The organism is Alteromonas sp. KUL49, from assembly GCF_006538345.1.
Lineage (GTDB): Bacteria > Pseudomonadota > Gammaproteobacteria > Enterobacterales > Alteromonadaceae > Alteromonas.
The window spans coordinates 85369-100917 of the sequence record NZ_BJKL01000003.1; the positions used below are offsets into that span (position 1 = coordinate 85369).

Consider the following 15549-nt stretch of genomic DNA (forward strand, 5'->3'; position numbering starts at 1 on the left):
ACGAACTACACACAGTGAACATTACATATGTTGTTTTACAAAAGCGTCAATGGCTTGTAGCGTTTGCATTCTGTTTTGATAGTTGCGCAAGTAATGATCGCCCTCGTCGAGTAGAATGTATTCTACGCTCTTGTCCGCATCTTCAAGTGCGTCAAACATTTCTTCTGATTGATCATAGGGCACCACTAAATCATGCTCACCGTGAATCAGGAGGACTGGCGCTGTAATTTTGTCTATGTGATTTATAGGGGAAATCTGCTCAAGATGATCTTCAGCAAATTGACCTTTCGAGATATTCTTTTCCCAATAGCTGACGACCCAATGGTTTGAACCGTGGTCTCTTCTCTCTTGTTTGAGCATTGCTTCAACGTCTGAAACGCCTGCAATCGAAACCACACATTTGTAAAGCTCTGGGGTGAAAGCGGCACCCGCGAGAGCTGCATAGCCACCGTAACTCGCTCCCACAATACACACGTTGGCACTGTCAATTATGCCTTGTTCTGCGTAGTAAGCGAGGGTGTCAGTCAGGTCATCCTGCATTTTTAATCCCCACTGACCATCGCCGAGTTGTGAGTGGTATTCACCAAAGCCTGAAGAGCCGCGGAACTGAGGCTGAATAACTGCATAACCACGGTTGGCGAAATACTGAGCAATCCAGTCAAACGATAAGGTGTCGTGAGATTCTGGCCCACCATGAGGTAACATAATTGCTGGAAGGTTCTTCGCTTCTGTGGCCACTGGTGTGGTGAGTAGCGTAGGAATAATGTGACCATCACGTACTTCAATGGCGTCAATAGTGATAGGGCTAACTTGGTCAGGTGTTATATTCTTGCGTCTGGACGCGATAAACTGAAAGCTTCCTTGGCTAAATTTGTAGTAATCACCCGGCGTGGATGCTCCCTCCAAGCGAAAGATGATTGATGACCAATCCGGTGTATGACTGGTGATGTAAAACGCATTATCGGGCATTGCATTTCCGATGGCTTCTAGGCGTCGTGTGAGTTTATCGTCGAAGAACTCATAGGTGGGTTTAAAACCTGAATACACCACGCCGTAAACTACTCGGTTAACGTCGGTAATCAATCGCGCAATGTCAGCGGACTCCTTAATGAAAATAGGCTCAGAAATAGTTCCATCTACCAGCGACATAGTATTGTAGCCCCAGCGGTTTAGTTTACGGTCAAAACTACTGATAACTAGGCTTTCACCATCTGGCGTAATACCGCTTATGGACTTAGTTCGAATTTCTGCGATTTCTTCGTATATTGTTACCCAATTATCGTCTTGATAGGCTTGAACGAGGTGTTTATTGGTTCTATTGTTGTAGCGTTCTCGCGCTAACACAGTACCATCAGGACGGACAAAATAATCAATCGTATCTTCTGGGCCTTTTTTCAGAATACGCGGGCGCAAGCGTTTACCAAGTTTAACACGTACCAACGAATATTCAGTGGCATCGGTCCACACAGGCATGTAAGCGAATTGTTTGTCTTCACTAATCGCCAACACTCTACCCAAGGCAGCTTGGCCAGCGTAAATGTTATCGCCTGACAACATCTGACTGATCTTCTGAGTTTCTATGTTGTAATGAAAGGCCGCTGATATATCGTGTCTGCCACGAAATCCACGTATTCTGCGAGTTTCCTCCGCAACAAATACCAGTTGGTCATCACTGATAAAATAGGCGAAGGAGGGCTTTACCGTTGATACATCAATAGCATTAACCATTTTGTTTTCGTGTAGGTCAAAAACAACAAAGTAGTCTTTATCTGCAGATGTAGTTCTGTAGGCGATGCGGTTACCACTCGGAGAAATTTCCACCATGCTTGTGGTAGGTATAGCACCAAAATATTCTAGAGGTAGGGGTTGAGGTGCAGCGTTAACTGAAATGTGTAAGCAGGCTAGCAATACACATAAAAAGAGGTTTTTTCTTAACATCCAATCTGTCATCTTGTTTCTAATTATGTGAAATAAGGCTAACATTTTTAGTACTTTAGCACCACATGCTAATATCAATGTTTTCAATGACTATTTTCGAATAGTGGTAAAAACGAGAGTTCTCACAGTTGAATTATTCATTAGCGATACTCATGCTTGCTGGAGGCCAAAGTAGGCGCTTTGGTAACAACAAACTTATCTCTAAGCCCAGTATTAACAGCGAGCCTATGGTGATTACTGCTATCAAAAAAACGAGAAAAGTGTCCAATAATCACTTTTTTTTAGGTAACCGGAAAGTGGCACAGTGAAATCTTACAGGCGCTCAACACGTACGATTTGCAAAACATTAATTATTTGTATAACTCTCAATGGGAGAGTGGCTTATCGACCAGCATCAGAACGGGCGTCGCTCATTTATTGAATAGCTGCCCTGATATTACCCATATGATGATCACATTAGCCGACTTACCTTGTGTTGATGAGGACTCGCTGGGTCGTTTAGTTGAACATTCAAAGTTAAACAAAGACGCAATCGTTTGCAGCGAGTTTACTAACCAAAGAGGCGTACCCGCCATATTTCCAGTTCACTACGCAAATGCACTGTGTAATCTAACCGGAGATAAAGGGGCAAAATCCATTATTGCGTCAGAGTCAGCGCAAAAAGATCGAGTGATAGGTGTTGAACACATCGAAGCGGGTATCGACATAGATAGGCCTGATGATTGGGAACGGTATCGTGCCCATTCGTCCACATAACAATGACTAGGTTGTTGCTTTACTTCTCATATAGCTCGGGCGCTGAATGTAATGCAGACGAGCACCGAGTAAAACAGCCGCCGATGACAAACCTACAATAAACCCTATCCAAAAGCCGCTGGCAGCCATGGGTTCTGCAGTGATCCAATTGGTTCTGCCGAGTATGAGGCCGGTGGGCAATCCAATTAGCCAGTAAGATACAAACGTGATAATGAACATTGCGGTCGTGTCTTTGTAGCCACGCAGCGCATTCGCCGATATCACTTGAACGGCGTCAGACAGTTGAAAGAGTGCCGCAAAAATCAGGAGAGAGTTTGCCAGGTTATACACATCCACATCATTGGTGTACAAACCAACAATGAAAGACTTGGCGAGTAGTGTAAATGCAGCAGTGCAGGCGGCTGTCATGAATCCCACGGCAATAGCACATTGGGTAGCGACTTTAGCTTGACGCCGTTTACCCTGCCCAATGCGATAACCAATTCGAATAGACGCAGCCATACCTACGCTCATAGGTATCATAAACATCAGCGCAGAGAAGTTGAGTGCAACTTGGTGTGCTGCAACTGTCGTTGGGCCAAACGGTGCCAGCATAAGGGCAACCACTGCAAACAGAGTCACTTCAAAGAGCAAGGTCATGGCAATGGGTAAACCTAGCTTAAATGTGTTCCCAATAGTGGCCAACGATGGCTTATTGAGCTGACTAAATAAGCCATAGGATGACAGTGCTGGGCTGTACTTAACATAAATGAATGTGGCGAACAGCATGGTGTATATAACAATAGCCGTTGCTACACCACAACCAGCTCCACCCATGGTTGGAATAGGGCCTGCACCATAGATAAACAAGTAGTTTCCGACAATGTTTGCCATAAGCCCGATTACCGTTATTATCATCGTGGGCTTAGTTTTCCCCAAACCCTCACAATAGTTACGGAGCCATTGATACAGTGCAAACGCAGGCATAGCAATAAGCACGTAATTAACGTATTCAACTGCAATGGTGTATAACTCAGGCGCCATTGGAAATAGCGAGACAATACTGCCTGTTACAAACATCAACATAGCTACTATTAAGCCTACACTTATTACCAAGTACCCAGCTTGCTGGCTGGCGTTGGCGACATCACTGCTTTTATTCTGGCCGTGAAGCCTCGAAATAATGGGTGGTAGGGCTAATGCTATACCTTGAATAAAACACATTAACGGCACAGTAATACTGAAACCGAGCGCTACTGCTGCCATGTCTACCGCACTGTATCGACCGGCCATAATGGTGTCGCTGACACCCATCAACATTTGTGTGATTTGGGCAATCAGTAGCGGCCAAGCGAGTTTGACAATATGTTTTACTTCAAGTTGATAACGCTGTTTGTTCACTTATGTTCCAATGTTTTGCTAATTACAGGGTGAGGTTAAAAGGAATTACAGGCACCTGCTCACCTTGACTAATTGACGCTACAGACTCGTGTAACACCATAAAGCTATTTGATTGTGTAATGGATGTCATAACGCCAGAACTTTGATTTTTATGCGGTGTAACGAGCAATTCACCCGTATCGCTCCGTGAAATAATCGCTCTTTGAAAGTCTCTTCTGCCTGGGCGTCGTTTCACATCTTTCGTTAGGGTAGCATTTACCGTTAGCGGTCCTGTGTGCTTAGTTTCTCCCTGTTTTTTACGAATCACTGGCAGCACCAGCAATTGGGCAGTAACAAAAGAGGATACAGGGTTGCCTGGTAATCCACAGAATACGGTGTTTCCTATCTTTCCTAGCGCAAAGGGTTTACCTGGCTTAATAGCGATTTTCCAGAAGTCGATTTGACCGAGATTGTCTAAGATATCCTTCACAAAATCGGCTTCTCCCACAGAAACACCGCCGCTGCTTATCATTATATCGACTTCTTGCTGCGCTCGAGAAAACAAATCCGCGAGTGCTTGCTTGTTGTCTTTAACAATACCAAAGTCAACGACTTCAACGCCCAGCTTGGTAATCAGTGAAGCAACGCCAATGCGATTTGACTCATATATCTGACTTGCCAATTTTTGTTCGCCCGCTGCAGCGAGTTCATCTCCAGTAGCGACAATGCCGACTTTAACCTTTCTAAAAACTTGAACTTCACACAAGCCTTGTGACGACAACAGCATTAAATGCTCGGGCTGTAACCGTGTGTTTGCTGGCACGAGTACTTGCCCTACAGCGATGTCGTTTTCCTTTGCGCGAATGTTCGACCCTGCTTTGGGCGACGACAGAAAGGTGACTTGGTCATCACCTCCGTCAGTGTTCTCAATCATCTCAACCGTGTCTGCACCTTGTGGAACAGGCGCACCAGTCATTATTTTAAAGGCATAGCCGGGCTTGAGTGCTTCGTCTGCACTCATACCTGCCGTTAGCGTACCCTGTATAGGGAGCGTTTTGGTTGTATTGAGATCATCAGCGTTAAATGCGTATCCGTCCATAGCAGAATTGTCCCACGGCGGAACTGGAATGGTTGCGACAACATCAGACGAAGTAATACGACCGAGCGCTTCAAAAATCGAGACGGTTTTTGTTGTGTTAACTGCGCTGGTGGCATTAAGTGCTTGTTGTAACGCTTCTTCTAAGGCAAGCCATGGAGAGGGCATAGAAAATACTCCGTGTTAAGGATGCGAGATTATCACTTAAAACTGGCGATAAACCAATGTGTAAGGATGACAACTTGGAATTAATAACAAAAGAGGCCAAATGAATGGCCTCTTTGAATTTTTGATGTGTCGTTCCGCTTTGGATGTAGCTGGCTATTCAAAGTCCTGGTTACTTATCCAAACTACTTGATAAGGCTTGAGTTTTATAAAGTGAGTATCATGAGCGATTTGGTCTCGGGTAATAAGATCGATCCAATCATCGGTACCTATCAAGTTAATATCAGACAGTAATACAGATTGCTCTTTGTCGGAGATATTGCTGATGCAAAAAATACTTTGCTTACGGTCTAAGCTCTGACGCCAATAACCAAACACTTGACCACCTAGCTGTAAGGTGAATTGTGTTGCATTAGGGTGGAATGCAGGCTGTGCTTTGCGAATACGTATTAGCTGAGACATTCGAGTAAGCACTTTATGGTGCTGAGAGAACGGAGAATCTAATAAAGACTCTAATTCAGTCATGTTCCATCGACGGCGGTTAATCGAGCGATTTTGGCCTGTATTTTCTACTTTCTCATAGTCATTTGAAGTACCCAGTAGACTATGAATATATAATCCAGGGATTCCCTCTAAACCTAACATAATTGCGTGAGCACAAATGAAGCGGTCAATCTGCCACTTATCGGGTCCTTTTGTTGTTCCTTGAAGGGCATCAAACAGCGTTACGTTGATTTCGTAAGGCTTCTGCTGACCATTGTCAGTCGCGCGCCAAGATACTTTACCGCCGAAGCTCTGCATGGTACTGACTAGCGTTGATATTTCGTCATCGCTCAATAAACCTTCCGCTGGTCGAAGCCCGATACCGTCATGAGACGCAATAAAGTTGAAGTAAGCCGTACCATTTTGTGCTGGAGGCATACTCATCATCCAGCTCTTCAAATACTTACAATCACCCGTCACTAAGGTGTTTACCAAAAGTGGTGGTAATGAAAAGTTATAGATTGCGTGGGCTTCGTTAGCATTACCAAAGTACGTCAGGTTTTCTCTGTTAGGTATATTGGTTTCGGTAATGATGATGATTGAAGGGTCAAGATGTTCAATCAGGGTGCGCAGCAATCGAATAACTTCATGCGTTTGATCCAGATTGATGCAGTTGGTACCTACAATCTTCCAGAGAAACGCAACGGCATCCAATCTAAATAGTTTGGCACCTTTTTCGATGTATAAGCGAATGATATCCACAAAGGTCAGTAGTACTTTGGGGTTTCTAAAGTCAAAATCTACTTGGTCATGACTAAAGGTACACCAGACGTGTTTGGTTCCATCGGCGGTCTCTGTTTCTCTTAACAATGGCGACGTTCGAGGTCGAGTTACCATGGAAAGATCGTCATCGGGATCGCCGGTAAAGAAGAAATCTGAACCAGTGCCTTCGCCTTTAATAAAGTTATCAAACCACACACTTCTGGCGGAACAATGGTTTATGACCAAATCAGCCATTAAGCCATAGTCTTTTGATATGGCCTCGATATCGTCCCAGTTTCCCAGAGATTCATTTACGCTCGAATAATCAATGACTGAGAACCCATCATCGGAGCTGTAAGGAAAAAACGGCAGTATGTGCACATTGTTAACCGTGTTCTTACAGTATGTGTGTAAGAACCGGTTTAATGTGGTGAGTGGACGTTCGTTGTCATCAATTACACTGTCACCATAGGTTATCATTATGATGTCGTCCTCATCCCAGTAGTTGCAATGGGGGCGAGGGGAGGTAATTGGACTATCTTCGTTTAAACCTATTGTTTTTATTAAGTCGGTCGCCAAAGACTCATAGCTTTGCTCCAATGGAACATCGGCATAGATGAACTTTAGATGGTGACATACTTTGTCATGCAGGATCTGCCACGTCATTTTATTGCTCCATAAACTCCGCTGTATCTGCCTCCACAGCTTCTAGAAGTCTTTCAAGAATGTCAGGGATAGCGCTAGTCACACGGTTCCAACTAGGAATAAATGGTGTTTCCATCGGGTTTTCTAAGAAGTGCGTACCGGCTTTCATGATGTTACTCGCAAACATTTCCACGGCTTTTTCTTCATCGTGTATGTCAAGCGTCAGACCGTTCATAACAGCGTCGTTGTGGTAGGTCTCAATGAAATCCAGTGCAATTCTAAAATAAGTCGCTTTGATCGAGCGGAACATCTCGTTACTGAACGTATAGCCCTGCGTAGCAAGTTTTCTGAAAACGGCTTTGGTGATGTCTATAGACATTTTCGACAAACCACCTTGGTCATTGTTCAATGACAAATCTTGGTGTTTATGGTCGTAAATGTCACAGATATCAGCTTGGCATAAACGGTTGTGACTGTAGTTGCGGTGCATTTCAGAAAGCACACCAATTTCGAGACCCCAGTCACTTGGAATACGAATATCGTTAAGTACATCACGGCGGAAGGAGAATTCACCGGCCAATGGATAACGGAAGCTGTCCATAAACTCGAGATATTCGTTGTCACCCATAATGCGCTTTAACGCTCTCAGCAGCGGTGTAACGAGTAAGCGAGATACGCGGCCATTGATTTTTCCATCAGCAACACGAGCATAGTAGCCCTTACAGAACTCATAGTTGAACGTGGGGTTGGCTACCGGATAGATAAGTTTTGCCAGAAGATCTCTGGTGTAGGTAACGATATCGCAATCATGCAGGGCTACTGACTCTGCGCGATTTGACGCAAGTACAAAACCCATGCAGTACCAAACATTACGGCCTTTACCTAACTCTTTGGGAGCAAGTCCTTTGGCTTGTAGTTCTTCATCAAGCGCCTTTAATCGAGGGCCGTCATTCCACAATACGCGGTGATGCTGTGGGAGCTTTTTAAAGAACTTAAGCGCGTGTTTGTATTGCTCTAAGTTTGCACGGTCTAAACCAATAACAATTTCTGACAAATAGGGAACGTCGGTCAATTCGTTCACTATGTGTGGAAGTGCGTCGCCTTCAAGTTCAGAAAATAGTGAAGGTAAAATTAACGCCATTGGGCGTTTTTGAGAAAAGCGAAGCAATTCAGCTTCAAGTTCTTCAGTGGGTCGACGAGACAGGTTGTGTAAGGTTGTTACCACACCGTTTTGATAAAAGTCTGCCATGTGTCCTCCTGAGTTATAGGGAAAGCAGTTTAGTTAGCATTTCGTTCCAGCCCTCTGGGCCGTGTAGGGTGCTGGTATGAACCTCTTCTTTTTGAATATCTGGTGGAGGGTTTACCGGTGATAATATTCGTACCGCAGTGTCTGCGGCTTCAAGCATAGCAATGTCGTTCTTACCATCACCTAGGGCGATGGAATGAACTTTTGAAACGTGTTGTCTTTGATATTCAGCGACTAGCCAAGATAACGCCTGTCCCTTATCGCTGTTACCAGAGATATGGACAAAACGACCGCCCTCTAGCGGTGTAGCGCCCCGTGCAGCAATTGCCTTAATGAAGGCTTGTTTGCGTTCTTCTGTACCCTTCCATAGTACTGGCTCACCAAACTGACGTTGACTCGCAAGTTTAGCTGAATCTGTATCGAGGCCTGTTGCCGCTTGAATATCGTCAATATCCATGGCGGAGAAGTGGGTAAATTCGTCTCTAAATTCTTTACTGACCTTTTCTAACAGCTTAAGCCAATAGTTTTTCGATGAAATAAATGCTTTACACCAGTAACCATCAACCCAAACCGTACCCGCGGGTTTTTGTTTAAAAAAGCCGTGAGGAATGTACACCGCTGCACCATTTTCAATGATGAACGGACCGTTCAAACCAATTTGCTCGCGAAGCACCTTCATTTCAGCAAAGGTTTTACTGGTGGTGGGGACAACTGGAATGTGTTTCTTTTCTAAAGCGTCTAGCGCAGGTTTAGCAGCGTCAAAAGAGTACGTATGATGATCTAACAGCGTGCCATCCATATCGGTAAAAACTAACGTACTCGTCATTCCCTTACTTCCTCCGATGAGATTATTCTTTGGTGATCTAATTTAAATACCGTATTGCATTGGTTCGGTAGAGTTGAGAGCGCATGCTCGGTCAGTCGCTGGTAATGTTGAATAAAACGCAGAATGGCCTCGTCAGACATTATATGTGCGCCTTCAACACCAGACTCTGCGAGTTTGTGCTCTTGTTCACAACGCCAGCGATAAACGCAATCAAAAGACGGTGCTTTTAACATTACTTTGTAGTCTAGTTGACTGAACAAGGTTTGGTAGTTGTCAGATAGCGCGCTATTGGCATAGTTGCGCCAAGTGCCTTCTGGATCCTCATCGGCCTCTAGCGTATTGACTGGTTTTTCGAGGAGTTCAGTGGATTGCGCACTAATACCCACACACCAACCCTCTAATATTATTACGTCGGGCGCTTCAGTAATCACTGGCCATTCTTCTGCTGGAAAAGGGTCATCAGTGGCTTTGTTGAACCGAGGGATAGCAACAGAGTCGCCAGACTTTAAATTTGCAATCACTGATAATGCCAGTGCGGTATCGTGTGTGCCGGGAACGCCGCGAGTCACAAACAATGGATGCACAGTTTTACTGAGTATTTGTCGTTGTGCGCGACTCAAATAAAAATCGTCTATAGAAAGACTAACGACGGTTTTTGAGAAAGTTTCTTCAAGGTAGGTTTGGATGTAGTCAGAAAGGGTGGATTTTCCGGAACCTTGTGAGCCGTTGATTCCAACAACGATGGTTTTATTTGCACTCAACTGGTGCGTGTTTATTCTTTCACAAAGTGGGTTGAACCATTTTTGTGCAGTTGAGGCGTAGGACTGAGGTAAACGATGAGTAGCTAGAAACCGCTCTATGTCCATAATACTTCCTCTTTAGTGCATAACCTTAAAACATCTTAGGGATAACGGTTACAACTATTGTGCCAAGACGAATGCCTCAGCACATTTTAGAGAAAGTAGCCTTAGGCTATGACTGCAATTACTTCTTGGTTGCGATTAAAACGGCTCGTTGTGGTGCAGGGTAACCTTCAATGGTGCGTGTTTTATCATTGGGATCAAGAAAGTCCTTAAGAGACTGAGATTCCATCCACGAGGTTGTGCGTTGCTCTTCAGTGGTTGTGTGATTGCAGTCAACAACTCGGATATTTTCGAAACCCAAGCGTGATAACCACACGGTTAACGCTGCGGTACTTGGCAAAAACCAAACGTTACCCATTTGCGCGTAACGTTCGCCGGCCATAAGTACGGTTTGCTCATCCCCATCTACCACAAGGGTTTCTAATACTAATTCACCGCCTTTGCGCAGTTGTTGCTTTAACTGATTGAGAAACAGCATTGGGTCTTTTCTATGGTAAAGAACACCCATAGAGAAAACCGTATCGAACGCTTGTAAAGGTTGCATTTCTTCAATACCAAGAGGTAAGAAATGAATGTTTTCGTTCCGGTAAAAATGTTTGATCGCTTGAAACTGTATTAGGAAAAGCTGCGTTGGGTCTATTCCAAATACAGTGCGAGCTCCTGCACCTAGCATGCGCCACATGTGGTAACCACTTCCACAACCAACATCGAGCACATTGCGATTAGTGAGGGGAGATATATGGGGTACTACCCGATCCCATTTCCAATCTGAGCGCCATTCCGTATCAATATGAATGCCATGGATATGAAAGGGACCTTTCCTCCAGGGCATAAATTGGCGAAGAAGGCCGTTAATTTGTTTACCTGTGTACTCATCAATATCGTCAACAGAACCAAATTCAACGCGATCCAACAAATTTACTGACGAGGGCGTGGTATTCGGAAGTTTGTTGAGTAACCGACACCATTTATCAAACTCGCCGTGTTTACCGGATTTTTGCCATTCGGTGAGTTGCGCGGGTAACGTTTCTAACCAGTGGGCGAGTGGGCTATCTAAAAGCGTTTGATAGCATTGTTTAAACCATAAAGATTCAGGGCGCATGGGTGGTCTCTTATTCTTACTTAGGAGCTTTAACGGCGAGCATCGAGGTGAAATTGTAGCATTTAAACCACATGACCACGTCGCTAAATCCTGCGGTTTTAAGGCGCTCTTCGTGAGTAGCGAAGGTATCAGTAAGCATAACCTTTTCTAATGAGGCACGCTTTTGAGCAACTTCAAGCTCGCTGTAACCATTATCTCGCTTGAACTGGTGATGAAGGTCAATAAGCCATTCATTCCCCGTCGTGCTTGGATGCTTAATCTTCTCTGAAAGCACTAACACGCCGCCTGGGTTTAATCCGTCATATATGCGTGAGAGTAGTGCAAGTCTGTCTTCTGGTGGAATAAACTGGAGCGTAAAGTTCATGATGACCAAAGAGGCGTTTTCGAAGGTCGTGTCCTGCGCATTCTGGCAAAGGATCTCAACAGGATTTGGCAGCGTAAAACCTTGCACCATACGCTGACATCGCTCCACCATGGCTTGAGAACTGTCTATTCCAATAATTTCACACGGAATGTTTTTTGTCGCTCTGGCGGCAGAGAGTGTAGCTGCGCCCAACGAACAACCAATGTCATAGATACGTGACTGTGGAGTAACAACTTTTCCAGCCACTTCACCAATGGTATGTACAATAGAGGTGTAGCCTGGAACTGAGCGTTGAATCATATCAGGAAACACATCTACCACCGATTCATCGAACGAGAAATCTTCGACTTTACCCATTGGGGTGGCGTAGAGGTTATCTGATTTTTGCACAATAATTACTCACATAGCTTTTGATGGCGGGCAATTTTACCCTTCCTAGCTAAAATGCCAATGAAAATCCGCACAAAATCACTGGAATGTTGTTATTTTTAAACAATAAAGCTTTAGTTAATTAGCCGAAAGTATTACTCTATTACTGACATATTAAATGGAAGCTGTATCCCGAATGACGAGAATATTGGTAGCTGACGATCACCCTCTGTTCCGAGAGGCGCTAAGTGGTGCATTGGCATCGCATTTAGACAATGCGGAAATACTAGAAGCCGGAAGTTTGGATTCGGCGGTGGTCAAGTTAAATGAGAATGAAGGGATACAACTTATCCTTTTAGATCTAAACATGCCTGGCGGTGAGTATTTCAACGGCCTTATTACTTTGGTTGAGGATTATCCCAACATACCAATCGCAGTTATTTCCGGTACAGAAAGCGTTGAAGTTGTTGCTCAGGTGATGAGTTTAGGAGCAAATGGGTTTATTCCAAAGACTTCTGCAACTAGAGATGTCGCGAGCGCCATTGTTGAAATTATTCAGGGTAATAAGTGGCTTCCTGAGGGAATGGAAGAGGAACTTGAAAAGGTCGATGACGAGCTCAAGGTTCTACTACAACGCTTCAGAGAGCTAACACCAAAGCAAATTCAAGTGCTTTCTTATTTACGTTCTGGGCTAATGAACAAGCAGATTGCCCACGAAATGAATGTAACAGAGGCAACTATCAAGGCACACATCAGTGCAATTTTAAGAAAGCTTGAAATCAACACACGTACCCAAGCTGTGTTACTGATGGACAAACTGCAACTCAGTTAAGCCATTTTCATCAAATTATCGATTCTTAAAGCCGGTTTATACCGGCTTTTTTGTGCCCGCCGTATTTGACGACTCAAAAATATCACTATTTATTATTAACTTAAAATAAATTAAAGTTAACAATAAGTTTAATTGTTAACAGTTTGCATTGGTGGTTATAGTTTAGTTAATGAAATTGTTCATTTACGACAAGGACCACTACATTGAAAATTAATAGACTCAATACCGTTGCCGCTGCCATTGTGATGGCATTGTCCTCGCCAGCCGTTATGGCTAACACAGTGATTAAACAGACCACCTCTGGTATGTGCCTTAATACCGCTGATGGCAGCAGCACGCCATCAAATGGCACACAAGTCGTACTCGATAGTAACTGTAGTGGCGGTGCCGCGAGTTTTAGCTGGACGCCAGGAGGTAGCATTCAACATATTCCCAGTGGTCGTTGTGTGCACCCAGGTGGCAGTGCAACGCCACCTAATGGACAAGCACTCGTTTTATGGGATGGCTGTGACTTTGCTGACAGAGTAAGGTTTTCAGATACATGGAATAACAGTATTCAGCATGTGTCTGGCAGTAAATGTGTTCATCCCAATGGAGGATCAGCGAATCCTGCCAATGGAACCAACCTTGTACTGTGGGATGGATGTAATGAAAACCGACTAAGTTTTGTTACTGAACCACAAGGCACTTCATCACAACCCTCTGGAAATGTGTCGGTAAACGTAAATCTAAACATGAAGCACGCGGTTGATCTTGAAGACAGCTTTGATCGTCGTAAATTCATCACACTGCACGCGACTCATACTGAAAATGATTGGTTTGGAGGCAACGTTCAGAGCAGGTATGCCAATAACGCAGATCCAAATTTAATGACAAACTTCCTAGAAACATACGATGTGTACTTTGGTAGAGACACGGGTGCCATGGCGTATCAACTGCGTCAATTAGGCGAAGACTCAAATAAGCCTGGATACGCTAGCAGTAGCGAGATGACAACGAACGGCGGCAATACTAAATGGTCGTATAGTCAAACTAACTCTGCTAATGCACAGGTGATGCGAAGTCACGCCCATAGAGATTCAGACCTCATTGTTGGCGCACAACAACACCCATATTACCCTGATGGCACGGTGATTTCGGGACAAAATTGGGCGTTCTCCCAAACCGACACAGTCTCTGAGCCTTTAGGTACTGCCACTGGGGATTTTATGGCCCTTTACGTTGATAAATACTTTGCTCAAAACGCGAGCGACCCTTATGGTCAAAAACAACCGACCTATGTTGAAGTAATGAATGAGCCATTATTTGAGCTACATGACTATCCTCACGCTGGCTACTCTTCGGAATCCATTCATGACATTTTCCGAATGCACAATAGCGTTGCCGCACAGATTAAAAATCTTAACCCTGATGTTCAGGTAGGTGGTTTTACTGTGGCATTCCCTGATTACGAGAAGGGAAGCTACATTATGGAAAACTGGGAAACTCGAGATAAGTACTTCCTTGATTTGGCTGGGAACAATATGGATTTCATATCAATTCACTTATATGATTTTCCTAACTTCCCGCATAGTGATGGCACCATTCACGAGCAATATCGCAAAGGGTCAAACATGGAAGCCACTCTCGATTTACTCGAGCAGTACATGGCATATAAGTGGGGCAGTATTAAACCGATTTTAGTATCAGAATACGGTTCTCAACTACAAGGTTCATTCGGCACTCCATGGAGTCCGGAGCGAGATTGGTTGTGTTTGAAAGCAATGAATTCCATGATCATGAGTTTTCTCGAGCGTCCTAATCGTATAGAGAAGGCCATTCCGTTTATTCCAGTTAAAGCCGAGTGGGGCAGAATAAGCGAGTCAATTCCTTATTATTGGCGTTTGATGAGACAAGCGAATGAGGGCGCAGGTGAATCTGGCACTGATTGGGTGTATACCGAGCAAGTGAGGTTCTATCAATTGTGGTCTGATGTTAAGGGCCTTAGGGTCGATACATGGGCAAGTGATCAAGATATTCAAGTTGATGCTTATGTGGATGGCAACGACGCCTATCTCATTCTTAACAGCCTAGAATTTGGTGTTACCGACATCGATTTGTCTATGTTGGGTAACGCATCCAACACGGTTAACAGTGTAAATATAAAACACCTTTACCCCGACGGAAGCGGTAAGCCAGTACTTGACGATTACAACGTGGGTTCTGTACCCAATTCCGTTACTTTAGGTGCAGAGTCTACGATGATCATCAAAGTGTCTTATGCGAGTAACGTTGTTATCGACCAAATAAATCAAGAAACTAAGCATTACTCGAATAAACAAGTACAAGCCATTAATGCCAATGTAACTAACTACTTTAATATCAATGGTGTGAGTAAAAACGCCAACGGTGAAGCCGTTTTGCGCGTAGGCCTTGGGCGTGAACACGGCGCTTCGCTAACACCAACGATAACGGTCAATGGCATTCAAGTGAACGTACCGACTGACTTTAGGGGTTATGATCAACAACACAGCGGCAAAGGGCGCGATCGCTTCTTCGGCGTGATTGAAATTCCTGTGCCTTATAGCGTTATTCAAACAAACAATGTGGTAGGGGTGACCTTTGGAGACACTGGAGGAAGTGTGAGTAGTGTGACATTGCAAAACTTTGCGATGAGCACGGCAGTAACCCGCCAATAATTACCTTAAACAAGCAAACAATGTCGTTGTTTTACATTGAAAACACCCTTCTCAAAGAGAGGGGT

At 44.2% G+C, this 15549-nt stretch carries 12 protein-coding genes; 3 read left to right on the forward strand and 9 right to left on the reverse strand.

All coding sequences use genetic code 11. The annotated features are described in order from the left end of the window. Positions 1-21: 21 nt before the first annotated feature. Positions 22-1950: a S9 family peptidase gene (locus tag EYS00_RS06050; protein ID WP_165399326.1), complete on the reverse strand. Its 1929-nt coding sequence runs from the start codon at positions 1948-1950 to the stop codon at positions 22-24. A 324-nt stretch (positions 1951-2274) separates the two neighbouring features. Here EYS00_RS06050 and EYS00_RS06055 point away from each other — a divergent pair, with 324 nt between their 5' ends. Beyond that, on the forward strand, positions 2275-2694 hold the full coding sequence (locus EYS00_RS06055; protein WP_165399327.1) for an NTP transferase domain-containing protein: 420 nt from the start codon (positions 2275-2277) through the stop codon (positions 2692-2694). A 6-nt stretch (positions 2695-2700) separates the two neighbouring features. On the opposite strand, the gene EYS00_RS06060 is transcribed toward EYS00_RS06055, so the two are convergent. The 8 genes from EYS00_RS06060 to cmoA all read right to left on the reverse strand — a co-directional run bounded on the left by EYS00_RS06060 (position 2701) and on the right by cmoA (position 11995). Beyond that, positions 2701-4074: an MATE family efflux transporter gene (locus EYS00_RS06060; RefSeq protein WP_130635672.1), complete on the reverse strand. Its 1374-nt coding sequence runs from the start codon at positions 4072-4074 to the stop codon at positions 2701-2703. A 22-nt stretch (positions 4075-4096) separates the two neighbouring features. Continuing rightward, a complete protein-coding gene (glp, locus tag EYS00_RS06065) occupies positions 4097-5317 on the reverse strand; it encodes a gephyrin-like molybdotransferase Glp (protein WP_130635673.1) in 1221 nt (406 codons plus the stop codon). 153 nt (positions 5318-5470) lie between these two features. After that, positions 5471-7225: a sugar phosphorylase gene (locus EYS00_RS06070; protein WP_130635674.1), complete on the reverse strand. Its 1755-nt coding sequence runs from the start codon at positions 7223-7225 to the stop codon at positions 5471-5473. Position 7226: 1 nt separating this feature from the next. Next, positions 7227-8453: a glycosyl transferase gene (locus EYS00_RS06075; protein ID WP_130635675.1), complete on the reverse strand. Its 1227-nt coding sequence runs from the start codon at positions 8451-8453 to the stop codon at positions 7227-7229. Positions 8454-8466: 13 nt separating this feature from the next. Continuing rightward, positions 8467-9276 carry a mannosyl-3-phosphoglycerate phosphatase gene (locus tag EYS00_RS06080; RefSeq protein WP_130635676.1) on the reverse strand — a complete coding sequence of 270 codons (810 nt, stop codon included), beginning with the start codon at positions 9274-9276 and terminating at the stop codon, positions 8467-8469. Beyond that, positions 9273-10142, reverse strand: coding sequence for a kinase (locus EYS00_RS06085; protein ID WP_130635677.1), 870 nt, complete (start codon positions 10140-10142; stop codon positions 9273-9275). Before EYS00_RS06085 ends, EYS00_RS06080 begins: the two co-directional genes overlap by 4 nt. A 118-nt stretch (positions 10143-10260) precedes the next feature. Next, positions 10261-11241 (reverse strand): tRNA 5-methoxyuridine(34)/uridine 5-oxyacetic acid(34) synthase CmoB, encoded by a 981-nt coding sequence (gene cmoB / locus EYS00_RS06090; protein ID WP_130635678.1) that lies wholly within the window; start codon positions 11239-11241, stop codon positions 10261-10263. A gap of 16 nt (positions 11242-11257) precedes the next feature. Beyond that, positions 11258-11995 carry a carboxy-S-adenosyl-L-methionine synthase CmoA gene (gene cmoA / locus EYS00_RS06095; RefSeq protein ID WP_130635679.1) on the reverse strand — a complete coding sequence of 246 codons (738 nt, stop codon included), beginning with the start codon at positions 11993-11995 and terminating at the stop codon, positions 11258-11260. A 175-nt stretch (positions 11996-12170) separates the two neighbouring features. Between cmoA and EYS00_RS06100 the strand changes: the two genes are divergently transcribed. Beyond that, positions 12171-12806, forward strand: a complete 636-nt coding sequence (locus tag EYS00_RS06100) for a response regulator transcription factor (protein ID WP_130635680.1) — start codon at positions 12171-12173, stop codon at positions 12804-12806. A 203-nt stretch (positions 12807-13009) separates the two neighbouring features. Then, positions 13010-15484: an agarase gene (locus tag EYS00_RS06105; protein WP_130635681.1), complete on the forward strand. Its 2475-nt coding sequence runs from the start codon at positions 13010-13012 to the stop codon at positions 15482-15484. Positions 15485-15549: the final 65 nt, after the last annotated feature.

Excerpts from the sequence above, each read along its gene's own strand:
- EYS00_RS06050 (WP_165399326.1), bottom strand. The coding sequence starts at position 1,950 with ATGACAGATTGGATGTTAAGAAAAAACCTCTTTTTATGTGTATTGCTA.
- glp (WP_130635673.1), bottom strand. The coding sequence starts at position 5,317 with ATGCCCTCTCCATGGCTTGCCTTAGAAGAAGCGTTACAACAAGCACTT.
- EYS00_RS06070 (WP_130635674.1), bottom strand. The coding sequence starts at position 7,225 with ATGACGTGGCAGATCCTGCATGACAAAGTATGTCACCATCTAAAGTTC.
- EYS00_RS06075 (WP_130635675.1), bottom strand. The coding sequence starts at position 8,453 with ATGGCAGACTTTTATCAAAACGGTGTGGTAACAACCTTACACAACCTG.
- EYS00_RS06080 (WP_130635676.1), bottom strand. The coding sequence starts at position 9,276 with ATGACGAGTACGTTAGTTTTTACCGATATGGATGGCACGCTGTTAGAT.
- EYS00_RS06085 (WP_130635677.1), bottom strand. The coding sequence starts at position 10,142 with ATGGACATAGAGCGGTTTCTAGCTACTCATCGTTTACCTCAGTCCTAC.
- cmoB (WP_130635678.1), bottom strand. The coding sequence starts at position 11,241 with ATGCGCCCTGAATCTTTATGGTTTAAACAATGCTATCAAACGCTTTTA.
- EYS00_RS06100 (WP_130635680.1), top strand. The coding sequence starts at position 12,171 with ATGACGAGAATATTGGTAGCTGACGATCACCCTCTGTTCCGAGAGGCG.